This window comes from Acinetobacter seifertii, assembly GCF_016064815.1.
Taxonomy (GTDB): Bacteria; Pseudomonadota; Gammaproteobacteria; order Pseudomonadales; family Moraxellaceae; genus Acinetobacter; species Acinetobacter seifertii.
In genome coordinates this window covers 2,617,623-2,644,129 of sequence record NZ_CP065820.1, presented here as the reverse complement: position 1 = coordinate 2,644,129, position 26,507 = coordinate 2,617,623, and the positions used below count along the sequence as shown (strand labels likewise).

Annotated in this window: 22 protein-coding genes; 18 read left to right on the top strand and 4 right to left on the bottom strand. The window is 36.3% G+C overall.

Annotation, left to right across the window (positions count from 1 at the left end):
* Positions 1-38 precede the first annotated feature (38 nt).
* From I8T81_RS12250 to I8T81_RS12235, 4 genes are all read right to left on the bottom strand, one after another.
* Positions 39-920 (bottom strand): ABC transporter ATP-binding protein, encoded by an 882-nt coding sequence (locus tag I8T81_RS12250; protein WP_198071320.1) that lies wholly within the window; start codon positions 918-920, stop codon positions 39-41.
* Entirely contained in the window at positions 920-1,864 is a 945-nt protein-coding gene (locus I8T81_RS12245) for an ABC transporter permease (protein ID WP_198071319.1), read from the bottom strand. The genes I8T81_RS12250 and I8T81_RS12245 overlap by 1 nt, the downstream gene beginning before the upstream one ends.
* 95 nt (positions 1,865-1,959) lie before the next feature.
* Positions 1,960-2,361 (bottom strand): hypothetical protein, encoded by a 402-nt coding sequence (locus I8T81_RS12240; protein ID WP_198071318.1) that lies wholly within the window; start codon positions 2,359-2,361, stop codon positions 1,960-1,962.
* Positions 2,354-3,694 (bottom strand): MFS transporter, encoded by a 1,341-nt coding sequence (locus I8T81_RS12235; protein WP_198071317.1) that lies wholly within the window; start codon positions 3,692-3,694, stop codon positions 2,354-2,356. The genes I8T81_RS12240 and I8T81_RS12235 overlap by 8 nt, the downstream gene beginning before the upstream one ends.
* 98 nt (positions 3,695-3,792) lie before the next feature.
* Between I8T81_RS12235 and I8T81_RS12230 the strand changes: the two genes are divergently transcribed.
* From I8T81_RS12230 to I8T81_RS12145, 18 genes are all read left to right on the top strand, one after another.
* Entirely contained in the window at positions 3,793-4,689 is an 897-nt protein-coding gene (locus I8T81_RS12230; protein WP_198071316.1) for a LysR family transcriptional regulator, read from the top strand.
* 1,065 nt (positions 4,690-5,754) lie between these two features.
* A complete protein-coding gene (locus I8T81_RS12225; RefSeq protein ID WP_100191550.1) occupies positions 5,755-6,444 on the top strand; it encodes a hypothetical protein in 690 nt (229 codons plus the stop codon).
* Positions 6,445-6,460: 16 nt separating this feature from the next.
* Entirely contained in the window at positions 6,461-6,964 is a 504-nt protein-coding gene (gene tssB / locus I8T81_RS12220) for a type VI secretion system contractile sheath small subunit (protein ID WP_004702470.1), read from the top strand.
* Entirely contained in the window at positions 6,957-8,438 is a 1,482-nt protein-coding gene (gene tssC / locus I8T81_RS12215) for a type VI secretion system contractile sheath large subunit (protein WP_004702469.1), read from the top strand. Before tssB ends, tssC begins: the two co-directional genes overlap by 8 nt.
* Positions 8,439-8,487: 49 nt before the next feature.
* Positions 8,488-8,991, top strand: coding sequence for an Hcp family type VI secretion system effector (locus I8T81_RS12210; RefSeq protein ID WP_000653195.1), 504 nt, complete (start codon positions 8,488-8,490; stop codon positions 8,989-8,991).
* Between the two features lie 79 nt (positions 8,992-9,070).
* Positions 9,071-9,547 carry a type VI secretion system baseplate subunit TssE gene (gene tssE / locus I8T81_RS12205; RefSeq protein ID WP_039255167.1) on the top strand — a complete coding sequence of 159 codons (477 nt, stop codon included), beginning with the start codon at positions 9,071-9,073 and terminating at the stop codon, positions 9,545-9,547.
* 16 nt (positions 9,548-9,563) lie between these two features.
* Complete coding sequence (tssF, locus tag I8T81_RS12200) at positions 9,564-11,375, top strand: type VI secretion system baseplate subunit TssF (RefSeq protein ID WP_198071315.1); 1,812 nt, start codon at positions 9,564-9,566, stop codon at positions 11,373-11,375.
* Complete coding sequence (tssG, locus tag I8T81_RS12195; protein ID WP_198071314.1) at positions 11,339-12,337, top strand: type VI secretion system baseplate subunit TssG; 999 nt, start codon at positions 11,339-11,341, stop codon at positions 12,335-12,337. Before tssF ends, tssG begins: the two co-directional genes overlap by 37 nt.
* Positions 12,334-13,746 (top strand): hypothetical protein, encoded by a 1,413-nt coding sequence (locus tag I8T81_RS12190; RefSeq protein ID WP_198071313.1) that lies wholly within the window; start codon positions 12,334-12,336, stop codon positions 13,744-13,746. Before tssG ends, I8T81_RS12190 begins: the two co-directional genes overlap by 4 nt.
* Positions 13,747-13,776: 30 nt before the next feature.
* Entirely contained in the window at positions 13,777-17,616 is a 3,840-nt protein-coding gene (tssM, locus tag I8T81_RS12185; RefSeq protein WP_198071312.1) for a type VI secretion system membrane subunit TssM, read from the top strand.
* 37 nt (positions 17,617-17,653) lie between these two features.
* Entirely contained in the window at positions 17,654-18,613 is a 960-nt protein-coding gene (gene tagF / locus I8T81_RS12180) for a type VI secretion system-associated protein TagF (RefSeq protein ID WP_198071311.1), read from the top strand.
* Positions 18,614-18,615: 2 nt separating this feature from the next.
* Positions 18,616-19,383: an OmpA family protein gene (locus tag I8T81_RS12175; protein ID WP_198071310.1), complete on the top strand. Its 768-nt coding sequence runs from the start codon at positions 18,616-18,618 to the stop codon at positions 19,381-19,383.
* A gap of 16 nt (positions 19,384-19,399) precedes the next feature.
* Complete coding sequence (locus tag I8T81_RS12170) at positions 19,400-19,663, top strand: PAAR domain-containing protein (protein WP_198071309.1); 264 nt, start codon at positions 19,400-19,402, stop codon at positions 19,661-19,663.
* 217 nt (positions 19,664-19,880) lie between these two features.
* Positions 19,881-22,565, top strand: coding sequence for a type VI secretion system ATPase TssH (gene tssH, locus I8T81_RS12165; protein WP_198071308.1), 2,685 nt, complete (start codon positions 19,881-19,883; stop codon positions 22,563-22,565).
* Between the two features lie 21 nt (positions 22,566-22,586).
* Positions 22,587-23,684, top strand: a complete 1,098-nt coding sequence (gene tssA / locus I8T81_RS12160; RefSeq protein ID WP_198071307.1) for a type VI secretion system protein TssA — start codon at positions 22,587-22,589, stop codon at positions 23,682-23,684.
* A gap of 16 nt (positions 23,685-23,700) precedes the next feature.
* Positions 23,701-25,065, top strand: coding sequence for a type VI secretion system baseplate subunit TssK (tssK, locus tag I8T81_RS12155; RefSeq protein WP_004702450.1), 1,365 nt, complete (start codon positions 23,701-23,703; stop codon positions 25,063-25,065).
* A 17-nt stretch (positions 25,066-25,082) separates the two neighbouring features.
* Positions 25,083-25,889 (top strand): type IVB secretion system protein IcmH/DotU, encoded by an 807-nt coding sequence (gene icmH, locus I8T81_RS12150; protein WP_198071306.1) that lies wholly within the window; start codon positions 25,083-25,085, stop codon positions 25,887-25,889.
* 12 nt (positions 25,890-25,901) lie between these two features.
* Positions 25,902-26,504: a hypothetical protein gene (locus I8T81_RS12145; protein ID WP_198071305.1), complete on the top strand. Its 603-nt coding sequence runs from the start codon at positions 25,902-25,904 to the stop codon at positions 26,502-26,504.
* Positions 26,505-26,507 lie beyond the last annotated feature (3 nt).

Here is a 26,507-nt window from a genome sequence, read left to right as displayed (position 1 = left end):
AAAAGCCCAAGTTTAACTTGGGCTTTTTAATGTCTTTCTTATTTTTCTGAACTGACCTGAGTCATACGCGGTATTTTTGGTAAATCTTGTAAAGCTGGGTCAAGCTCATCTTCTTCAGCATGAACTAAATAATCTACCCGTGAACGAAGCTGTTTAAACTCAGGTGTGCTCATTAAGTCGAGTGAGCGTGGACGTGGCAAATTAACTTCAATAATTTCCTTAATTTCACCAGGGTTGGCTTTGAGTGCCACAATTCGGTCTGCCAGTAAAATGGCTTCATCCATGTCATGGGTCACAAAAATAATGGTGATATCAATGTTTTGCCATAAATCCATCAAGTGCTTTTGCATTTTTTGACGGGTATGCGGGTCGAGTGCACCAAAAGGTTCGTCCATGAGTAAAATTTTAGGTTGATTAACCAAAGCTCTAGCAATCGCAACGCGCTGTTTCATACCGCCAGAAAGTTGGTGCGGATACTGATTTTCATATTTTTCCAAACCAATAATATTGATCCATTCACGTGCTTGAGCTTCGGCTGTCATTTGACTAGCGCCGCGCATTTGCGGACCAAACATCACGTTTTCTTTTACAGTTTTCCACGGGAAAAGGGTATAGCCCTGAAATACCATGCCGCGTTCAGGACAAGGTCCCGTAATGCATTCGCCGTCTACTAAAACTTCTCCGCTATGGTATGGGTCTAAACCTGCAATAACACGGCTTAATGTCGATTTACCGCAGCCAGAAGGGCCAATCACACAAATAAATTCTCTTTTATGAATTTTTAAATCGAGCTTATTTAAAACAGTACGTTCACTTTGACCATGCTTAAACACTTGGCTCAGTTGTTTAGCTTCTAAAATAACAGGACGTTCATAAATTTTTTGAAAGTATTCATGTGCGTTAAATGTTGAATCGTTCATTATTTTGCTCCTACTTTCCAAGTGAACATCCGCTCACCTAATTTCATTAATACCCAATCACAGACCAGACCAATTACTCCAATAATCAAAATAGCCGCATAGACATTGTCAAAGTTTTGATAGCGTGCCTGTTGGGTAATAAACCACGTAATACCCGAGGTCGTACCAATCAACTCCGAAACAATTAAATAGGTCCAAGCCCAGCCCAGTAACACACGTAAGTCACGGTAAATATCAGGTAAGGCCGCAGGAATCACCACATGAAATAAACTTTTGAGTTTATTGGTACCAAGTGTATAGCCAGCTTCAATTAAGCTTCGATCTACCATTCGGGTGGTATTGGCAATAATTAGAATTTGCTGAAAGAGAGTACCAATCACAATAATGGCAATTTTAGGTGCGTCATTAATCCCTAAAATTGCTACTGCAAGTGCACCAAAGGCGGGAGCGGGTAAGTAACGGAAAAATTCGACAAACGGTTCTGTTAACAGGGATATACGCTTAGAAAAACCACACAAAATACCCAGTGGAATCCCAATCAGGGAGGAAATAAAAAACGCTGAAAATACCAGTTTAATACTGTGCCATAAACTTTGATGAAACCACGGCGAATCAGGTTGTTCTGGTGGCGTGGTAAAGGCGGTGACCAAAGCCTTAGCGACTTTATGGGGAGCTGGTAAATAAATCGGATTAACCAAAATACCTTGTGGTGGTGCAGAATTTCGATTGACTGCATTTTGTGCTTCGAGATAGAACACATTTTTATCAACGCGACTGCCTACTTGTAAGTAAGGAACACTGCCTGAACTTGTGATTTGTACTTGAGGATGCCAAACAAAAGGTAAGTAACTGATTGCGCACCAAAGACATATTGGAATAACGAAAGAACAAATACTGAGAATCAGCTTGTTCTTTCGCGTAAATTCCTTTGCAACATAACCCATATCGAGAGCTCCCCATTTTGATCAGTATTACGATTTTCATAAAACGTAATATTGTTAAGCAAAATAGGTGCCATCTTTAAGGTGCTTTAGATGAGTTAAGAAGATGAGGGAATTAAAGTTTCATGCAAATAAACCCAATAACACTTTTCACCTTCTACTTTAATGCAGGCCGTCGAAGTGCGTAATGTTTCGGTTTCATCAGTTTGCTGATGTTCCTGATATTGCACCCAACAATAATTTTCAAATTCGTATAAAGTTGTACTCTTAATAATGTCGATTTTTAAAGAGGGTTTCTTTCCAATATTTTGACTAAATAAGTTTTTAACTTCGGCTAAGCCAATACTCTGACCTTGAACTGTTACCATCTTAAAATTCTGATCAAAGCTATCTAAAAGCGGGCTCAGACTTTGCTCTGCATTTTTTCCTGTAAATACATTTTCTATTAAAACATGTAGATCAATGATACTTTGAATGGCTTGATCCATTTGTTTAGACATGGGTTTTCTCCTTTAAAATGGGAATGAGTGAAAGTAAGCAGAGTAAAGCTGCAATTAAAAAAGTATGTTGATAGCGAAGCAGATCGCTTGAGCTAGACATCAAGTTATATATCGAAATGAGAACGACAGTACCGACACTAAATGAAACCTGTCGATTAATATTCCAGAGCACACTTCCTTGTAATAAATCTTGGCCTGAAAAATCAATTAATGAGCTAATTTGGGCAATATTGGCACTTAAGCCCCCGCCCATACCCATCAATAAATAAGCAATTACTAAAAAGCTCAAAGGGCTAGTGTTTGAAATACAAAACAAAAGAAATATGCCAAGGCTATGTAGGGTTATTCCAATAATAAGAAGAGACTTTTTTCCTAACCGTTGATAGAGCAAGCCGCCACTAATCATGGCTGCAAGCGCCCCAGTTGCATAGAGCAACATGAATAAACCAGTTTGTTTTGCATTAAAGCCAAAGTTAAGCTGTAAATTAAAAATATTGAGTAAATTTACGCCTGTAAAAATACCCGGAACGGCATAATAGACAATAAATGCATGACGTAAATTTTTATTTTTTAATAACTCAAGATTAAGAACAGGACGGGAAATTTTCTTCGCATGTCGAATATAAAAAATAAGCATTCCGGCCGAAAGTAGAAAACTCGTTAGAGCGAATGAGGCGTTGTGGTAATCACTATAGAATGAAAAGGAGAGTAACAAACATAACAGGCTTATATTAAAAAAACCTAAGCCTTTTATGTCTGGTTTTTCACTCGACATATTCTCTGTTTTTTTAACCCATAACCATGCCAGAGCTGCCGCCAGTAAAGAAAAAGGAACGTTAGATAAGAATACCCATCTCCAATTCAATGAATCAATAATTACGCCACCAATAGCAGGTGAAAAAGCTGGTGCAATCAATGCAATTGCCATAATTAATGTAGAAATGCGTTGGCGTTCTTGGTTCGGGAAGAATGCATAGACGAGAGCTTGCCCTACTGGAATTAATAAACCTCCTGCTACACCTTGAATAAATCGCCAAAAAATTAAGCTATAAATCGATTCACTAAAGCCAATAAAGCAAATGCTTATCGAGAATAACAGCATTGAATAACATAATAACTTTTGATTCCCAAGTTTGGTGGCTAACCATAAACTCATGGGCATAATTAAAATGAGGCCGAGAATATAAGCATTTGTTACCCAAGCGACCATCGATTGGCTAACTGAAAATGACGATGCAATATTAGGCAATGCAATTGCAGACATAAAAATGTTGATGCAATCAATAAAGAACCCAAGTAAAAACACTGTTGCTATTTTATATCGATAAGACATACCTACCTCCGTGCAGGCAGGGTAAGATCCAGCTCTTTTATTGTCGATGCAAGCGAAGTAAAATCATTGTTTGATAATTTTAAACAATTGGCTTAATTGTGCAAAAAAACCTCAAGCAAATTACCAGTTTTTTACAAGTCGTTGATTCCGGCTCTTTTACTAAGGCTGCTGAAATTTTAGGCTTAAGCCGATCAATGGTGAGTATTGATATAAAACAATTAGAAAAGCAGCTAAATACAAGCCTATTAATTCGCAATACCCGTAATATTGCATTAACTGAAATTGGCCAGCATTTTTATGAGGATTTTAAACAAATCCAACTTCAGATTGATGAAGCATTTGAACGAAGCCAACACTTAGGGACAAGCATTACAGGCACTTTACGGTTTTCATCGACCAATGAGTTTGGCCAACGTTTCATTTTGCCTTTACTTCCTGAGTTTTGTCGGCTTTACCCACATTTACGCTTACAGTATTCGTTTAATTCATCTCTCGATGATTTAGTCACTGAAAAATTAGATCTGGTTATTCGGCTAGGAAATTTAAAAAACTCATCTCTCAAAACTCGGAAAATTGGGGAATATCCAATTTATCTTGTCGCTACCCCTCAATTTATACAAAACCATCCTGTAGAAAATATATCCGATTTGGCAGATGTCCCCTGGATTGGACACACCTTATTAAATTGGCAAGATTCACAATATATTTTGCAAAACAGTTTAGGGGAGCAATATGCATTACCTTTTATTCGAACTCAGTATGAATCAAATTCGGTAACAGCTATTCATCAAATGGCTCTTTCATCTTTAGGTGTGGCAATTTGTCCTGCATGGTTAGTTGATGAAGATATTCAAAACAATCGCCTAATTCGGTTATTTCCAGATTTTTCGTTACCGTTACAAAGTATTCAATTACTTTATCCTCACGCCTCTAGTTTGCCTGCCAAAACACGTGCCTTGATAGAATTTTTGGTGGCTCATCTTTCGTTTAAGTAAACTAAAATATGTAAGTTGAAGAAGATAAGTTATTTTAAATAAATAGACAATTCTGTCTTTTTTTTATAAAATCTTTTCCATCGAAATGGAGCAATACTTAAAAGCTATTTCTTGTACCACTAGGATGTGCTTGTACTGACGTGGTATCCAAAAAGTTGTGAGGCATTCGACTAAAAAGATGCTTTAAATAAAGCAACGCAACGCTAACTTGATAATCAGTGAAAGAGTCTGAGCGAGATGGAAGGAAGTTGAATAGACTTAAAAAGGGTGAGAAGTATTCAAGAGTTTATTTTGAGATTTTTAACATATATTAATGTTTATTTAAAAATAAATCTCATAACGTGACTATCCTTAAGATTCAGTATCATTTACCAAGTATATTTTGACTAAAATTAAGTTGATTAGGATTAGAAAATCCAGAATAAATTAAGTTTTTATAAATATAGATTAACTTTATAAATTAAAATTTTAGATTATATAAAGTGCAAAAATTTATCTTTAGTTAGAATGGATTTTTCTATCTCAATTTTGATATCAATAATAAAAAATGCATCAGAAAATTCTTTTATGCGATAGTAGGTTATGTTTTTTTTATTTCATAAAATAAGTAGACAGATTAGTCTTGACAACTTCAATTATTTTATGTATTGGGTAGTGCTTTGTGACTCGATCTGATTTGTTACTAACCAAACAGAATTAACTTTAATGTCATTTAAGATTAAATATTTTTAAGAAAATGTTTCATATACAATAAGAAGCTAATAATTCAATAAATTTTAAATAATTTTTATATTGTAAAAAAATAATAAATATCAATTATTTATTTTTATTTACAAAAATAAACAATATTATTTTTTTGTTAGAAAAACTTTATTAAGCTATATTTTATAAGCATCTTAACTATTTGCTTTTAGTTTAAGTCGATATGATTTTTATATAAAATATGTTTGTTTATATGATAAACTGCGATCAAATTTTTTGAATATAAGGTTTAAACTTGATTTTTTAATATTTATAAAATGTTAATTTTTCAATAAAACCTTGATTAAATAAGAAGATAGAGGAATGAAAGTTGTGTTAAAGCAAAGTGTTTTGATACTTTTTTTAATTGGTAACTATGTTGGTTTATCTTGTGCACAAGCTGCAGAATTAGAGCCTATAAAACTAAAGAAAAGTTGTATTAAGAAAAATCCTATAATCGAGGGTCAAACTGATCCAGAGTTGTTAAGCCTTTTTAAACAAGTATGTGATACAGATAATTCTACTCAAAAGAATGATTTATTAGCTAAAGCAGCTATGCGGTTTTATCAGACCAACCAACCAGTTAAAGCATTAAATTTAGCTAATCAATTGCAGAGCCAAAACGTTCGTGGTTCATTATTAACAGATGTAATGTTTTTATCTGGTGTAAGTGTTGCAAATAACTCTTTGCAACAAATGCGTGGACAGGAAATGCGTTATTTAACAAATGACGTGACATATCCTCCAGCAAAGCAGTTAATTGAAAATATTCATACGGCAATGCCAGCACCTGATCCGTCAAGTTTTAAAAGTAGTTCGGAAGGTAGTTCGGCTGATAATGAAAAAAGAAGTTATAGAAAACAAAATGTAGTGCGTAATCGAGTTTCTAGTTCTCGATCAACAACTAAACATACAGTAACGCCAGTAAAAACACCTGCGGTTAAACCAAAAACTGCGCCTGTTGCGAGTGTTAGTAAATCAAAAAGTTCGCCTTTTGACCCTTTAACTAAATAATCTGGGATAGAACCTTATGGCTAAAAGAGAAAGCGTACAAAAGAAGCTTCAACGAATTCGACCTCCTCGTGTTCAGCTTACTTACGATGTTGAAATTGGTGATGCAAAAGAAGCGAAAGAACTCCCGTTTGTTGTTGGTGTGATGGGTGACTTTTCCGCAGCATCTGAGCTTGAACGTACAAAGTTAAAAGATAAAAAATTTATTAATGTAGATTTAGACAATATCGATGAAGTAATGGAGTCGTTGTCTCCAAGAGCTGCTTTTCAGGTAGATAATACGCTAACTGAAGAGGGTGGGCGAATGGCAGTTGATTTAACATTTAAGTCAATGGAAGATTTTCGTCCAGAAAATGTTGTTCAACAAGTTGATCCATTAAAGAAACTCGTTGAAGCGCGTGAACGTTTAACTGATTTAAGAAACAAAATTTCTAACAGTGAACGTTTAGAAGATTTGCTTGATGAAGTTCTTAAAAATACTGATCAAATTCGTAAATTAAGTGCGGAGGCTGATCATGAATAATACTCAATCAGCAGCGATGCCACTTGTTGAAAATGAAGAAGTTAATCTTTTAGATTCGATTGTTGAGCAAAGTCGTATTGCACGAAATGACGAAGAGCATACGCGTGCTAAAAGTCTAATTGGTGAACTTGCTAAAGAAGTAATGGCTGGAACCATTACTGTTTCTGAAAATATGACTTTATCAATTGATAAGCGTATTGCAGAAATTGATGCACTGATTTCAAGTCAGTTAAGTCAGATTATGCACAATGAACAATTTCAAAAAATTGAGTCAACGTGGCGTGGTCTTTATTACTTCTGCCAAGAAACTCCTTCAAATCCGCTCATTAAAATTCGTATGTTAAATACGACAAAGAAAGAGTTAGTAAAAGATTTTCAGGGTGCTACAGACTTTGATCAAAGCACTTTATTTAAGAAAATTTATGAAGAAGAGTACGGCTCTTTTGGTGGTGCTCCATATTCAGCATTAATTGGTGATTTTGAGTTTGATCGCACACCATCTGACATGTATTTGCTAGAACAAATTTCTCATGTTGCAGCAGCAGCGCATGCGCCATTTGTTTCAGCAGCTAGCCCAAGTATTTTAGGCCTAGAGTCATTTACAGATATTGATCGTCCTAGAGATGTTTCAAAAATCTTTGAAACGGCTGAATATGTTCAATGGCGTTCATTCCGTGACAGTGAAGATTCACGTTATGTTGCATTGACGTTGCCGCATGTTCTAGGTCGTCTCCCATATCATCCAAAAGAAGGCACTGCGACAGAAGGCTTTAATTTTATTGAAGATGTTTCTGGTGAAAACCACAATGAATATTTGTGGATGAACGCAGCTTATGCTTTTGGTACACGTTTAACAAATGCATTTGATATGCATGGTTGGTGTGCTGCTATTCGTGGTGTTGAAGGTGGTGGTTTGGTTGAAGGTTTACCAGTCCATACATTTAAAACACAAGATGGTGAAGTCGTATTTAAGTGTCCAACTGAAATTGCAATCACAGATCGCCGTGAGAAAGAGCTAAGCGATCTAGGCTTTATTCCGTTAGTACATTGTAAAAATACAGATTACGCAGCTTTCTTTGGTGCGCAATCAACTCAAAAACCTAAAAAATATGACAATGATACTGCCAATGCAAACTCGGCTTTATCAAGTCAAATTCAGTACATCATGGCTGTTTCACGTATTGCACATTACTTAAAAGCAATGATGCGAGATAAAGTGGGTAGTTTTGCTTCTGCCGGTAATGTTGAAGCATTTTTAAATGAGTGGTTGTCACAGTATGTATTACTTGATGACGGTGCTTCTCAAGAAGCAAAAGCTCAATACCCATTACGTGAAGCGTCTGTAAAAGTTGTAGAAGATCCTGCTCAACCAGGTCACTACAAATCTGTGGTTTTCTTGCGACCACATTTCCAGCTGGATGAGTTGTCGGTTTCTTTACGACTTGTCACTGAGTTACCTCAGTCCTCAAATTAATCAAGGTCAGCTAAAGAATAACTTTAAATTAAAAATAGGAAAGTTCTAAATGAAAGATATATACGTTGAGTTTCGCGGTAAATACAAAGTTGATGGAGAATCTCGTGATTCTGAGCACAAAGGTTGGTTAGAAGTTAACTCTTGGTCTCATAACATTCGTCAACCTAAATCTGCTACTTCAAGTAGCGTAGGTGGCCACACTGCTGAACGTGTTGAACATTCTGACATGGTTTTCGTGAAAGACTTAGATGCTACTAGCCCGAAATTATGGGAAGCATGTTCAGCTGGTTATACATTTGATGAAGTACAAATCGACTTTTATCGTGCAAATGGCGATAAACGTATCAAGTACTTACAAATCAAATTGAAGCACGTTCTAGTTTCTAGCGTGACTCCAACTGTTAACGAAGAAGGCGTTCCTACAGAAGCATTTGGCTTGAAATATGCTGCTGTTGAGTGGACTTATAACCAACAAGATATTAACGGTACTGCTAAAGGTGCTGTTACTAAGAAATGGTCACTTTCTAATAATACAGCTTCTTACGCTGCATAATTATTTAAGTGAATATTTGGTGGAGGCTGACATAAAGTTAGCCTCTGCTGTCTCTAAATATGCTTTGTTGTGAATTCGAATGAACTTAGATCGGCTTTATCCATACGGATTTCGTTCAACTTTATTTGATCGCTTAATTCCAGAAAGTGAAGATTATGCAAAAGGTCTTTCTATTCAGCAATTAAGAGAATCAGTCGCAAACGATTTAGAAGACTTGCTCAATAGTCGGGTAGCAAAGTTAGATCATGTGGTTGATGACTATCCGCTTGTAAAAAAATCGATACTTCAGTTCGGGATTATTGATTTTGTTGGGCTTTCTACAGCCAATCCTCTGGATCGGGATAAAATCTGTCAATCCATTGAGCAATCAATAGCAGCTCATGAACCTCGGCTAAGACAAATACGGGTAGAGATGTTGTTAGATGGACATAATATGGGCGCATTATGTTTAAGTATTCAGGCTTATCTAAATATTCACCCTCTATATGAACCTGTTGTATTTGATGCATTGTTAAAACCAACAACGCAGCAGTATGTAATTTCAGCGAGAACTTAAGCGTAGTGGGTGTGTTGTGATAGAAGAGCTTTTACCGTTTTATGAAAAACAATTACAAGAATTTGGTCAGCAATCTAGAGAATTTGCCCAAAAATATCCAAAAATTGCTCAGCGCTTATCTTTAAATCAAGAGCAAATTGATGACCCGCATATTGAACGTCTGATTCAGGCTTTTTCGCTGATTGCCGCTCGAATCGATAAAAAACTTACAGACAGTTATGATGTTTTTACTCGTTCTTTATTTGAGGTGATGTTTCCTCAATACTTGCGTCATTTTCCTGCTTGTTCAGTTGTTAGCTTTGAAGATATTAATAAAATTAAACAGCTTACAGAACCTCATCTTGTACCTGATCATACGGTTTTGAAATCTCGTAGTTTCAAAGGGGTACAGTGTGAGTTTAATACAACTCAAGATGTTAAATTACTACCTATTCATTTAAGTGGTTTAGATTTTAAAACTACACCTAGTGCACATATGCACTTAAACCAAAATGCAACGTTGAGCCTTAAATTTGAAATTTTTAATAGTGCTCATGCATGCTTAATTCATGAGAAGCTTCCTATTTATTTAGATGCTATCTCTAATTTTCCTTTACAAGTACTTGATAGTATTTTCAAAAAAGGGACCAGTTTTGAGGTTAAACATGGTCAAACGATTGTAGAGTTGGGTAAGAATCCATTCGAATTAATAGGTTTTTCTGAACAAGAAAGTTTATTACCTCTCGATCAACATACGCATCATGCTTATCGTTTGTTGATGGAATATTTTTGTTTCCCAGAAAAGTTTAGCTATCTTAAACTCGATTTAGATTTTTTAAAGGCTATACCTCAGCAAGTATCCGAATTTGAGCTCTTAATTCATTTTAAATTAAATTTAAATGATCAAGCCGTTGTTAGAAACTATTCTGAATTAAATATTGCAAACTTTAAATTGTTTACTACCCCAGTAATCAACTTATTTGAAAAATATGCAGAACCTCAAAAAATAGTTCATAAGCAACTCGAATATCCACTTGTTACAGATGCTCATCATCCTGAGTTTTATCAAGTATATTCAATACTTGAGATGAATATGGTGCGTGAAAAAACAAATCAGGAAGAAAGCTATGTTCCTGTTTTACCTTTTTTTGCGATGAGCCATTATCATAATGATACAGCTCGCTTTTTTTACTCAGTGAATTATCAAAAGTTACAGTCTAATTTTGTTGAAATGGGCTATTCCATTATTTCTAAAAATCTAAATCCATTTTCAACACGTTCAGATTTTATTAGCACCAAATTATTATGTTCAAACCGTGACTTGCCTCATGAAGCACTGGGTCAGTCTAATAACGTATTAAATTTAAATGACAGTAGCTTGGCTAGACGTGCCATTGTTTTAAAGCGACCAACAAAGCCTTATAAGTTTGAACAAGGTCAAAGTGAGCAATGGCGTGTGATTTCGCATCTTTCATTAAATAGCTTAGCGCTTATGAAAGGGGATGCTGTTTCTCATGTTAAAGAGCTGTTGGCTTTATATAACTTACCGCAGTCAAAAGAAAATTATTTAATTATTGAATCAATTAAAAAATTAGAATTTTCACTTACCCATAAACTTGTAGATGGCAAACCATTTCCAATGTTTGTGAGAGGGGTAAAAGCTGAATTACAAATTGATTCATCAGTGTTTAGAGGGCATAGCTTATATATTTTTAGTCAACTATTAAGTCGTGTTTTTAATTTAAAGGTTCAAATTAATAGTTTTGTTGATTTGGTGGTTAAGGATTATTCATCTCAGCAGGAGTTATACCAATGCAGTCAGAACGTTGGTGGCAAGACTCTTCTATAACGGCTGAGTTATTTCAACGCCCTAAATCTTTTGAATTTATTCAAGCAACACGGTTATTGCGTCATAGCCCAGCTAATGATGCTTCTTCGTCGTGGACTGATCATTTTAAGTTTGAGACTTCATTTAACTTAAACTTTCCAGCCACTGAAATTGAAAGTTTAGAATTAGTAGATGAGCGTGTTCATTTAACAAACTTGATCGTTGGTCTTACCGGTATACAAGGTGCATTACCTTATACCTATACAAATAAAATTAAGCAGGCTCCACGGCAGCAACGAGCCGAAACTAAAGAGTTTTTGAGTTTATTTAATCATAAGTTAACGAGTCAGTATGTAGAATCAAGTATTACTTATCACTTGCCTGTGCGATATGAAATAGAAAATAAAAATGATTATTTGGATATTCTGCATGCTTTAAATGGTTATGTCCGATCACAGCATCAACAACAAGATTTAGATGAATATTTTGCCGAATTTTCAGGCTTAATGCAGGGGCAAAATAATACCGTTCATGCTTTGAAAACAATGTTGAGTTGTATATTTAAGCATGAAATTACAATTAAAGAGTTCATACAAGAATCATTTAAGTTGGCAAGTGATCAGTTAACAACTTTGGGCGGAAGCCAGCCTAGCTTACTTGGTATAAATACGTTTTGTGGAGAAACGATTCAACAAATTGATGGAAAAATTGAGATTCAGATTGGTCCGCTTAAGCGGCAGCAATATTTAAAGTTTTTACCTCATCAAGAGCTTAGTTTAAAGCTCAAAAAAATCGTAGAAACATGGTGCAGTCCGACTCTATCAATCGATTTAAGATTGATACTGGATGAGTCGGAAATACAACCTGTTCGCCTAACTCAAAGCCAAGAAAGTGGCTTAGGGCAAGGTGCTTTTTTAATATCTCGCAAGCCTAGCACACATAGCTATGAAACATGTTATAGCCTTATTGGAGAGCAAATATGATTAAAAAAATATTACTCTCATTCATCGCTATTTTTACAATTGTTAGTGGATTGATTATTTTCTACTGGCGTGATGTTCAATATAACCCTGATAAAGGGGATTTTTTCCTTTATTTTCTTTTGTTACCGGCAATCATTACACTGGCGATTTTATCGCCTTGGCTGATTTATAGCGCTTATAAAAGTTATAAAGAAAAGAAAGAGAAAGCTGCAAATCAAAGTCAAGATGATGATAGTCAAAAACAACAGACTACACCTGATAAGCCTTTAGAACAGCTAGATTTTCATATTTACTCTGCTTTCGCTATACATGCGTTAGGTGAGAATGAAACGATTATTGAAGAAATACAAGATTTCAAAAGCCCAGAACTTGATGATCAGTTATTAAATTCTTATGGATTGCCTCTTCTATCTTATCGAATTAAAGATTTAGCTGAGTCGAGTGAAGAGGATTTTCAATACGCAGCTTCACCAAGACAAGTTCGGATCATGTCTTTAATAAGACAGCAATTAGAACAAAATATAGAGAATTTATATCACTTGGCTGAACATTTAAAGCGTTCAATTTTATTTTATGAATCTCATCAGATCCGTGAATATCACATGCATCCTGCATGGGTTGATCCAAATTCTGAATATGAAGATACAGAAACACCTGTAGTTGAAGTACATCGTTTAAATCGACTGAATTTACACATTCTTCTTCCAGAGGATTTATTGCATATATGGAATGATGAGCAAAGTAATGATTTGATTTTAGAATTCTTTACTGAAATTGGCATTATTTCCCAAAAAGTTCATATCGAATATCACTTTTTGGGAGAGCGTGTGGCTTATCAGGAATTTATTCATTTATTAAAACGTATTCAAAAGAAAGAGCATGAAGTGTTTCTCGTGCTTGCTGTTGATTCAGAAATAGATCAAGACCTGATTGATGAAAAGTCTTGGATGGTTAAGGACTATATTCCGGCGGAGTTCGCGGCAAGCTGCCTTATTGCAGATCCCTCTTTAAAAATTGAAGGACTTGAACCCGCTAAAAATTTAAAAATTGTGATTGGTCAAGAAAAAACAGCAAAAGTTCTTAATACGCTGAACTTAAATGAATTACCGCAGTACGCAGGGGAAGAGCCATATGTACTTATTGTTTCAGACCAGACAGATATAAAAGCAGCGAAGCATTTGCAGCAGCAATTTACACAAACTTCAGTTGAACCACATCACTTTATTTATGTGAAATCTTCATTGGGGCATACCCAGCATTTAGTTGATATTTATGGCTTTATGCTCAGTATGCATTTTCCTGAACATATCGTTCCTTTTGTCTTTGGAGAAAATACGGTGTCAGCACATACCTTTGTGCAGAGTGTCACTGAAAATTCAGAAGATGATGCGATGGTGTTGAATAGTTAATTTAAACTTTGAACTTAGAACGAGAATAGAATGCATACAATTTTAGGCTACTTGTGGCAGTACATCACGAATCCTAAAGCAATTATCGCCTTGTCATTGTTCGTGGCATTGATGTCTTCCTATACTTCAATTCCTCGCCATATATTTTGGGCTTTAGCATCTGCATATGCTTTAGGGCTCATTGTTTATGGAATTTATTGGCTAATTCAGCGCAAGAAGCATGCGGTTCAAGGTGAAGAGCTTGCTGAAGCGATTGAAAAAGATACTCAAGCAGAGTACGGCAAAAATAAAGATAAAGAAGAACTGCAACTTATCAGCCAACAAATGAAAGAATCTATTCAATTGATTCGTAAGTCAAAGTTAGGCGATAAGAAGGGCAATGCGGCACTATATGAATTGCCGTGGTATATGGTTATTGGTAACCCAGCCGCTGGTAAAAGTTCTGCGATCTATAATTCTGGTTTAAAGTTTCCTTTTGAAGAAACCCATCAAAAAATGGTTTCGGCTGGTTTAAGTGGTACCCGTAATTGTGACTGGTTCTTTTCTACAGAGGGTATTTTATTAGATACGGCTGGTCGTTATTCGGTATATAGCGAAGATCATTCAGAGTGGTTAGGTTTTTTAAATATATTAAAGAAAAACCGTTCTAAAGCTCCAGTAAATGGCTTAATTCTTATTGTAAGTATTGCTGAACTGGTGAGCCAAAGTCCTGAACATTCATTGAAGCTCGCTAAAAATTTACGTGCTCGTATTCAAGATTTAACTGAGCGTTTAGAAGTTGTAGTGCCTGTTTATTTAGTCTTTTCAAAAATGGATTTGATTGCGGGTTTTACCGAGTTTTTCGAATTCTATGAAGTACAAGAATATAATCAGGCATGGGGTGCAACATTACCATATGAGCAAAATTCTTCTCATAATGCGGTAGATCTTTTTGAGAAACACTACACTATTCTTTATGACGGCTTAAAAGGGGTAAGCTCGACTCACCTTAGCCGTCGACACTCTCAAAATATCTCACCGAGTGTGATGACTTTCCCATTAGAATTTAAAACATTAAAACCTGCACTCAAAAGTTTTATTGCTACACTGTTTGAAGACAATCCTTACCAGTTCCAGCCAGTTTTCCGTGGTTTCTATTTCACAAGTGCCTTGCAAGAAGGTGTAATAGAAAGTCCAATGACTGAGCAAATTGCACAAGAATTTCAGCTTTCTCAAATTGCACAAAATGAAGTAAGAGATCAATTAAAAACAACACCTAACCATGGTTATTTCTTAAAAGGCCTATTTTCAGAAGTCATTTTAAAAGATAAAGATTTAGTTAAACAGCATGTTAATACAAGCAGAAAACGTCAACGTTACATTGCATTTATCGGTGCTTTAGCGGGTGTTTCAATTATTCTGGGTGTATGGGTTTGGTCGTATCGCAATAACCAACAGCTTATTTCTGAAGTTCAAGCTGATTTAAATAAAGTCGTTCAGTTAGAGAAGGGTTCAAGTCAGCAGTTGTCGACTCAATTGGAAGCCCTACTTATTTTACAAAGACGTCTACAACAATTAGACGAGTTTGATGAAAATAGACCTCTAAAATTTAGTTTTGGTTTATATCAAGGCAATGAATTACGTGAAAAATTAAAAGCTGAATATTTAAAAGGCGTTAAACAAATTGTTTTAACACCTACTCAGCAAAATATTGCTCAGTATTTGCAACGTGTGAAAAATAATGAAGCAACTTTAAAAGCAAATCATACCAACGTTGAGATTAAGCAAACTGCTCAAACTCAGCAATATTTAGAGCCGTCAGATACCAACCCTCAAGATGCTTATAATGCATTAAAAGCATATTTGATGATGAGTAATCCACAGTATATGGATGCAAGTCATTTAAGTGATCAGGTAACACGTTTCTGGCGTTCTTGGCTAGATGCCAATAAAGGGCAAATGCCACGTGCAGATATGATTCAGGAAGCTGAACAGATCTTGTCGTATGCAATGACATTAGCAAATGACAAGCAATTCCCGATTTTGGATGCTGACTCTCAATTAGTTGATCAGACACGTCAAGTATTGCTCTCTGTGATTAGAGGTATGCCAGCACGTGACCGCGTTTATAACGAAATTAAAATGCGTGCAGCTGTTCGCTTCCCAGCTTTGACAGTAAGTCAAATTGTTGGTGAGGCGAATAAAAATGTTGTATTGGGCAGTTATGCCTTACCAGGTGTATTTACTCAGAAAGCTTGGAATGACTATGTAGAAAAAGCCATTGAGGAAGCAGCAGATAAGCCTACAGATAGTAAAGACTGGGTGCTTAATAGTCGTCAATCTGATGACTTAACTTTCTCGGGTAGCCCAGAGCAAATTAGAAAGCAGCTCACAGCACTTTATAAGCAAGAATATATTGCGGAATGGAGAAAATTCTTAAGTGGTATTCACTATGCAAAAGCAAATCAATTTGCTCAGCAAGTCAAAAATATTGATGTATTAGGTGAGCCACAAAATTCGCCAATTCGTACTCTTATTGAACGTGTAGCTATTGAAACAAATTGGGACAATCCAGTTGTTCAAGCGGAGTTAGCTGCTCCTCAAAAAGGATTTGTTGCTTGGTTTAAACGTAAAGTCTTAAACCGTGATGATAAACAATTAGCAAATCAAGCAGCTACTAATGCTCAAGGTGCTATTTCTCAAGAATATCAAATGTTCTATCAGTTGGTTCGTAAGCGTGATGATCAACAAGGTAAATCTTTACTTGATGAATATATGACGAATCTTGCTTTGGTACGTAGTAAGTTTAATGAACTTAAAAATGCGGGTGAGGTTGGACCAAGTGCAATGACATTGGTTAAGCAAACCCTAAATGAGCAGACATCGGTATTTAATCAGACTCAAAAAATTGTAGATGAAAAAATGGCGGTTGGTTTCAGTGAAATTGATCAGCAACTTTTACAAAAATTAGTGGTGAGTCCTCTTACACAAGCCTTTGAAAGTTTAATTACGCCTACCCAAGATGAAATTAATAAACTTTGGGTTATGCAAGCGTACCAGCCATTTACTACAAATCTTGCTAAGAAATATCCATTTAACTCATCCGCTTCTTTACAAGCAACAAGTAGTGAAATTGGTCAAATTCTTGGTGAAAACGGTAGTATTTCCCGTTTTGTTAAAGAGAGCTTAGACCCATTTGTTATTCGTCGTGGCTATACCTTAACTTCAAAAACATGGAAAGATTTGGGTATTAGTTTAAATCCGCAATTTGTGATGAATTTCCAACGCTATGTTGCACCTACAAATGGTATGGCAACTGGGGAATTAAATAGTCAAGCACCAGCGGCTCCGGCAACAAATCAGTCTAACTTCCAGTTCTACCCAATTCAAAACCCGCAATTGCTTTCATATACCGTTGATATTGATGGTCAGCGTATGACTTATGAAAATGGTGTACAGCAATGGGTTAACTTTATTTGGCCAAATCAAGGCAGTATTCCTGGTGCGCGTATTACGGCTGTAGATTTACAAGGTCAAACGCATACGATTTTTGATGAACCAGGTGAATATGGTATTAACCGCTTGATTGATAGTGCACAGCGTAAAGAGCAGAACGGTGGTTTCGAAATGCTTTGGCGCAGTAAGACTGATCCATCATTGTTTGTGAAAATGAACTTCCGTCTTATTAGTAGTAACTCAGGCAGTATTGGTTCAAGTCGCGGTTACTCTGGTATGCAATTGGTTGACAAAGTTACTGCTGATAAAGCTGCCCGTGTTGTATCAGCGCAGCAAGCACCAGCTCAGGCAGCTGCTCCTGCGAAACCTGCAAATCCAGTTGCTGCATTAACACAACCTACTGCAACTCAACCAGCTGCGGGAGTTAAGCCATGACAGGGAAAATAACCTCAACATTAAAGGAGGAGGTCTAATGCATACATTAAAAACAACTCCTCTTTATTATGGGAAAAGTCCGGCACGCGGTGATTTCTTAAAAACAAAGGGTCAATATGCCTTAATACAGGTCCTTGACCAGTGGATTACAGAAGCGCTGGAATATGCAATGCAATCGACTGCGTTCAAAGAGGCATATGGTACGTTGCCTCCATTGGACTTCTTTATTGCAAATCCACAAGAGAATATGTTTTTAGCTGCAAATTTACTGGCGAGCGAAGACAGTTCAGGCCGAGCTTTTCCAATGGTACTCAGTCATTTACTTGAGATTGATTTACCTTACGAAAATTTATTATATGCACCTTATAGTTATAAGCATGTTTTAGTCGATTTATTTCAAAATAATCGTGCTTTAAGGGGTATTAAAGATTCTGACTTGTTATTTGGTAAGCTCAATCATTTACCAAATCAAATTCAAGTCTTATCTGAACGTGAATGTGTTGGTTTTTATGAAAACCATACAATGCATTCATTTGCTCAGTTAATGAAGCTGAGTATTTATGAATTAGCTCAAAGTATGATTGGGCTGGGATTATTACTGCAGCCAATTTTACAAAATGGAACCAGTCGCTTAAATAAAGTGCTGATTTTGCCGATTAATAATCCTGCTTATTGTTATGAAATAGCAGCATTCTGGGTCAGTATCATTTGTCGTTTTTTAAAACAACATAATACTGAAGTCTTGATTGGATTGTTACATCGAGAGCAGCCAGTATTATTCTTTGGTTTTCAGGGTGCGGATATTTTAGCTCTTAGCGATATTTTTACTCAGAATATGGATAGTAAACATTGGGTTTCTTTAATAGAAGCTCAATGGATTGATACTTATTTGGAACAAAATGCTGGTTTAGCTACGCTAGAACAATCTTTATGTCAACGCCAATTAAGTTTAAATCAAGGTTTAAAACTATTTAGACAGACTTTTTTGGGTGAATAACAATGAATCAAAAATATCAAATTAAACTTTCACAATTAATAAAAGGCTGTTTTATTTATGCGATTGCAAATTATGCTTTAGCACAGCCAATTGTTGTTGAAGGTGTCGTGCCAAATGAAGCGAGTAAACAGGCCATTTTAATGAAAATGCAGTCTGTTTATGGTGCAGACCAAGTGGTAGATAAAATACAAGTTCGACCAGTAGCAGCTCCAAATGGCTGGAGTGACTCTGTAACGCGAGTGATTACACCAGATCTTAAAAAAGTTTCTCAAGGCAAGTTAAGTGTTAACGGCACACGATTTGAACTGACTGGAAAAATGCTAAATCCTACAGAAATACAGCCAACTATTCAGATATTTCAAGGTTTAGTACAGCCACCATATCAATTATTTTCACAGCTTTCTGTAAATCAGGCAGAGCAGAAAGTCATTGATGATGCTTTAAAAAATCGAATTATTGAATTTGAATCTGGTAGTGCCGTGCTCACAGATGCTGGCCAAAAAATTCTAGATGAAATGGCAGTTGCTTTAAATAAAGTTGGCGGTAAAAAAGTCAAAATTGTAGGACATACCGATAGTTCTGGAGATGCGACTAAAAACTTAAAACTCAGTCAAGACCGTGCATTAGCAGTTAAAAATTATTTGGTGAGTAAAAACATTCCTGCTGATCATTTGTCTGCAGAAGGATTAGGTTCGACTAAACCTATAGCGGATAATACATCTCCAGAAGGAAGAAAGAAAAACCGTCGAATTGAGTTCACCGTTTTATAAACATAAGGAGAAGAATATGGCTAGCCCTTATATTACGATTGGTTGCCCAACGACAGGTGGAGGGCAAGTCATTTCTGGTAATAGTGCATTTTTAATAGATGGAATTGCAATTGCGTGCGTAGGTGATAAAGCAACTTGTCTGGCGCATAAAACGGTTTCTACGATTGTTTCTGGAGATCCAAATATGCAGGTCATGGGAAAATCAGCAGCAAGAGTAAATGATTCATTATCTTGTGGTTGTAAATTATTACCGAAACAAAGTTTGGTTAATCAAGGATAGCAGAGGATATATCTTTTCACTTAAACTATTAACTTGAAAAGATATATGTACTAATTAAATGTTCTTAATGATATTAGATTTTTTATATAGATGTAAGAAATCGAACAAATCATATTAATGATTATGATGCTAGGTTATTTGTCGGATAAAGCTAAATTTTGGTAATATACGGGCATTATGATTTTAAGTATTAAATTATTTAAAAATATTGAGAGTAATGATGAGTAGTTTAAAAATTTTAATTACAAAACTTTCTACAGTTGCGCGCACTGCTTTAGAAAAATCAGCTAATGCTTGTGTTCTTCAGCAAAACTACGAAATTGAAATTGAACATTTATTTTTAGAGCTACTTAATCAGCCTTTAGAGAATGATTTAAAAATTTTATTAAAAAAATATAAAATCTCAGCTGATGCTTTGGCAGATGATTTAAAAGAGACAATCTCTCAATTACCAAAAGGGAATACACGTACTCCAATTTTTGCCAAATCAATTGTGCGTTTATTTGAGCAAGCTTGGTTACTGGCTTCAGCAGAACAAAATCCTGTCATTCGTAGTGGTCACTTATTGGTTGCATTATTAACTGCACCAGATTTATATCAAATCGCAACAAGAGCTTCGAGTTTATTTGATCTTTTACCTATAGATTCAATGAAACATAAGTTTCTTGAGATTTGTGAAAAGAGCGTAGAACAACAAGAAGAAACTAAAACCTCTTCACAAGAAGAAGATGAGCTAGAACAAGTCGCTACTCCAACTGTAAAAACTCAAAAAACACCAGCTTTAGATCAATATACGATTAATTTAACTGAAAAAGCGAAGAATGGTGGAATTGATCCTGTTATTGGGCGCGAATTTGAAATTCGTTTAATGCTCGATATTTTAATGCGTAGACGTCAAAACAACCCGATCTTAACTGGCGAACCAGGTGTAGGTAAAACAGCTGTAGTTGAAGGGCTAGCTTTAAAAATTGCTCAAGGTTTAGTGCCTGAAGCTTTAAAAAATGTACATTTGCATGTTTTAGATATGGGCCTTTTACAAGCAGGTGCAAGTGTTAAAGGTGAGTTTGAAAACCGTTTAAAACAAGTGATTCAAGAAGTTCAGGCTTCGGCTCATCCTATTATTTTATTTATTGATGAAGCACACACACTTATTGGTGCAGGTGGCCAAGCAGGGCAAAATGATGCTGCTAACCTTTTAAAACCTGCTCTTGCACGTGGTGAGCTACGAACGATTGCTGCAACAACATGGGCTGAATATAAACAGTATTTTGAAAAAGATGCTGCCTTAAGCCGCCGTTTTCAGGTCGTAAAGGTTGAAGAGCCGACCGAAGAAGTTGCTGTTGATATGCTGCGTGCAATGATTCCAGTGATGCAAAAGCACTTTAATTTACAAATTGACGATGAAGCAATTATCACAGCTGTACATGCTTCTCATCGCTATATCAGTGGTCGTCAACTCCCGGATAAAGCAGTGAGTGTTCTAGACACTGCGGCAGCACGCGTAGCTTTGACTCAAAATGCCCAGCCAGTCAAGCTTGATCAATTGAAGGCACAAGAACATAACTTAAAGCTTGAGCAACAGATTTTGGAAAATGAACATCGTCAGATTCCAATACATCATGAACGATTAGAGAACCTGAAAAATCATTTAGAGTCTTTACAAAATGAGATTCAAGAGACTCAGGAACAATGGCAAAAAGAATTAGAGCTAGTTCGTAAAATTCAGGAATTAGAAGCGCAGAGCCATTCTAATGAGTCTGAAGCCTACGATCAGATTAATTTAATGCGTAAAGACCTTGCTGATCTTCAAGGTCAACAGCCATTAGTTTTTGAGCGCGTAAATTCTCAAATTATTAATGAAATTATTTCTGATTGGACCGGTATTCCTGTTGGGAAAATGGTAAATGATGAAATTAAGCAAATCTTAACGCTTGAAGACAAATTGGGCGAGCGTGTAATGGGCCAAGATTATGCACTTACACAATTGGTTCAGGGCATTAAAACATCAAAAGCTAAATTAGAAGATCCAAATAAACCTCAAGGTGTATTCCTTTTAGTTGGACCTAGCGGGGTGGGTAAAACTGAAACTGCAATCACCTTAGCAAATGAGCTGTATGGCGGTGAACAGCATTTAATCACGATTAATATGTCTGAATATCAAGAAGCGCATACGGTATCTTCACTTAAAGGTGCACCTCCAGGATATGTGGGCTATGGTCAAGGTGGTGTGTTAACCGAAGCAGTACGTCGTAATCCTTATAGTGTTGTACTACTCGACGAAATTGAAAAAGCACATAGTGATGTACAAGAGCTGTTCTACCAAGTATTTGATAAAGGTACTTTAGAAGATGGTGAAGGTCGCGTTATTGATTTTAAAAACACGACAATTTTATTAACTTCAAATGCAGGTTCTAGTGCAATTATGCAGGCGTGTTTAAATCAGCCTGTTGAAGAGTGGCCTACAGCAGAAGAATTAATCGAACATTTAAAACCAAGTTTATATAAACAATTTAAACCAGCCTTTTTAGGGCGTATGAGAGTTGTGCCATATTTCCCGTTGCATGACGATTTATTGGTTCGAATTATTAAACATAAATTGGGCAAAATTACCGCTCGAATTGAAAAACAATATGGAACAGAAGTCCAATATTCAGATGACTTGGTCGAGTTGCTACTCAGCCGTTGTACTGAAGTGGATAGTGGCGCCCGTAATGTCGATAACATCTTAAATTCGACAGTTTTACCTGCTTTGGCAACTGAAATTTTAGTGGCGTTAGCAGATCAAAAATTGCCGAAAGTGATCATGATTGATGCGAAAGATGATGAAATCCAATATTTATTAGATCCGGTGGCGAAGCCCGCTAAAAAACGGACTAGTAAAAAGTTGAAATCAGAAGTTTAAAATTAATAGAGCCAAAATTAGATGAGTATTGATATTTCTGAACTACTTAAACCCATTAATGACAGCTTACTTTGTGGTGAGGATTATTCATTTTCTAATGAATTTCACGAAATAAAGAAAGCAAGAACAGAGGATGATCTACTATTAGATCAGGGGGATTGGGTTGCTGAGCGGAAACAGGCAGATTGGGATTTTGTTGCAAAGAGTGTAAGCACTTTGCTCACAGAAAAAACCAAAGATATCCGTCTATTAACATGGTTAATAGAAGCCTGGACTCATCTAAATGGTTTTGAAGGTATGGTAAAGGGTTTAACATTAACCCATACCATGCTGAACCAATACTGGCAGGATATTCATCCGATTATTGAAGATGATGATTTGGACCAACGCATTGGTTTATTACAAGGTTTAATTAATCAGTTGCCTGGTTTGTTGAAGAAAGTGTCTTTAACTAGCGCAGTGCCTTATTACAATTTGCTTGATTACGATAATTTTCTATATCACGAGAACATTCGTCGTAAGCAAACTGAAGATTATGACAGCCAATCAGGCCCATCTGAATTGGAACAATTTGATCAAGCGATCTTTAATACGTCTAAAACCTTTCAATATTCAAATTATCAAGAATTTACTTCAGTTTTAACTGAGTGGAATGTCTTAAAACAGACGCTTGATCACTTAATGGGATTAGATTCACCAAGTTTTGCTGCAATTGATTCTGCATTTGAAACAATTCACAGCACTTTACGCAAGATTTATAAAGCAGAGGCTTTTGGTACTGGGCTTGCCCAAACCCAAGAACAGGCTGCTGTTATCACGACTCCATCTATGGAAAATCAAGTGCCTGTACAACAAATCGTATCAGAACAGCCTATGTTTCAGCCTCAAGCACAAACTCACTTGGCTAACCGTGAGCAAGCAATGAAAGTGCTACAAGAAATAGCCGATTATTTTCAGGCCAATGAGCCACATAGTCCTGTGAGTTATATGCTTCAAAAGACCATTAAATGGAGTCAAATGCCATTACATGAATGGTTGGCACAAGTCATTAAAGATGAAAATCCATTACAAATGGTTCAGGAAATGTTAGGTGTACAGCCTAAAAATGAATACGAATAAAGATTGGTAAAGACATATGTTTAAAGCTGAAAAAGTCCTGTGGGGCGAAGGTTTATTTTTAAGACCTCAACATTTCCAAATTCAAGATACTTATCATGAACAACGCTTAAATCACACCGTTCGTGCTGTTGTGCCATTTTCATATGGTGTTCAAAAACTTAGTTTTGATGAAGCACAGCTTAGTACACATATTCTTGCGCTTGAGTCGGTAGAAATGATTTGGCAAGACGGTGAAATATACCAAGCACCGGCTTATGACTTATTACCTGAACCAATTTTGCTTGATGAGCTTAATTTGCGTGGTGAGATGGTCATTTATTTGGCATTACCACTACTCCAAGCCAATAAACAGAATTTAATTGATCAAAACCAGTCACAGAAGGGACGTTACCAATCGCATCTTGTGGAGACTCATGATCTTTTCACAAATGCGACAGAAGCAGATATCAGCTTGTTACGCCGTCGAGCTGTGTTTAAATTATTAGATGCAAACAGCAATCCTGATCATAATCTGGATGGTTTCCTCTATTTGCCAATAGGTAAAATCAAACGTCAGAGTTCAGGTGCTTTTGAAATTGATCGCAAATTTATTCCACCTATTTTGCATGTCGATGCATCTGAGACATTGGTTTCGAATTTAAAAAGAACATTGAATGTTATTAAGGCGAAAATTAAAACCATTCAAACCAACAATCGTGAAAATGAACAGAAATTAATTGAATTCCGTTCAGGTGATATCGTTTCGTTTTGGTTGGTTAATGCTTTAAATACTGCCCATGCTGGTCTGAACCATTTCTTACAATATCCGCAAATTCATCCAGAACGATTGTTTTTTGAATTATTGCGTTTAGCAGGTTCATTATTAACATTTTCGACAGCTTATGAAGTTGATCAGTTACCTGCATATAAACATCACAATTTGCAAGAAAGCTTTACTCAGCTCGACACCATTTTGCGTGATTTATTAGACACTATTATTTCTAGTCGTTATATCAGTATTGCACTTAAAGAAATCCGGCCTTCATATTGGGTGGGAAGTCTTGAGACAGATAAGATTACTCGTGACACTAGACTTTATATAGCCGTATCAAGTAGTGCAATGCAGACTCACGAGTTGATTCAGATTGTACCTCTACGATTTAAAATTGGTAGTACGCTGGATGTTGAGCAGCGTGTTGTTGCAGCATTGCCGGCCATTCCATTACACCACTTAATTCAAGTTCCAACGGCTATTCCGGTACGTTCTGGCGTGAGTTATTTCGAAATCGAACCACATCATGAACTCTATCAGCGCATGCTAGATTCAGAGACGATTTGTATTTACGTTCCAGCTGGCTTCCAAGATATCAGTATTGAGCTGATTGCGGTCATGAACGCTTAAAGATAAAGGAGAGAAAAATGTCACAATCTACAGGTGCTCCTTCTTTATTTGATGATGGGCAAATCGGGACTGGGGGAAATAACAATAGTCAGTCCCAAGCAAAACTGCAGGTAATTAATCTGATCGATTTATTGCACGATGGTTTTTATTTAATCTTTTTGATTCGAAATCAGTATGTGCCAGCTGACCCACAGCGGTTTCGTGAAAAGATTTTAGATTTGCTTAATAGATTTGAACAACAAGCTAAAAAGTTGCAGTTTTCAGCAGATGATATTCATGATGCTAAATATGCATTTTGTGCATTGATTGATGAAACAATCGTGACCCAACAAGACCCAAGCTATTTTAATTTGCAAAATGCTTGGTTGATTAGCCCGTTGCAATTGAGCTTATTTGGTTCTCAATTGGCGGGTTATCAGTTCTTCGAAATATTAGAACAATTGCGAAGCCGTGGAAAAGACCGTTTAGCTGCTCTTGAAGTATTTCATTACTGTCTATTATTAGGTTTTCAGGGTAAATATCGAATTGAGTCTATCGAAAGCTTAAATCATTTGGTTGCACGAGTAGGCGACGAAATTGATTATTTAAAAGGTAAAAAAGTTGCTTTTTCGCCGTTCTCGGCAATTCCCGATCAGATACGAAATATTATTCATCGCGAATTACCTTTTTTCTGGATTTTGATTTTCTTGTTGATTTTTGCATTACTTACTTTCGCGGGTCTAAGATTTATGCTCAATAATCAAAATGATAAAGCATTATCTAGCTATCAAAATGTGATTTCTGCCCCACAAGAGCAGGCACATATTACAATTTATTTACCTTGATGATGGAACGAAATGGCTCAGGAAAAACCAACTTCTATTCGAGTTTTGCAATCGAATAAAAAAAAGTCGAGATCACCAGTAATCTATATCATCATTGGTATTATTGCAGGGGTGTTTGTAAGCATCTCACTGTTCCTGTTCTTGTCTCAACCGTATTCGTCAGAACCTACAATTGTTGAGAATAAATCAACTCAAGATCAAGAACGTGATCCAGTATTAATGACGAGCTCCTCTACACATGAGCAAGCTACAAATGGTCAGCAAGAACAAACTGATCCAATGAGCCATGATGGTTTTGAACAACCTAAAGAAAATGAACTGAGTGGTATTTTTAAACCTGCTCCTCATAAAAATGTGGGTCCAACAACTCAGCAACGTGTTTCACCTTTTGATGCACAGTTAACAGGTGAACGGGTAGCACCTAAGCAACAAGTTGTGGCTAAGCCAACTCAACCCATACACCCAGCTCAGCAAAAACCTATCGCTCAACCTAAGGTAGTTCAAGCTAAACCTGTTGAAGCTAAGCAAGCTCCAGCTGAGCCAGAAGCTGAGGCGGAAACACCAAAAGCATCGGTTGATATCAAAGTGACTCGCAGCCCGTTTGCGGTGAATTAGTAA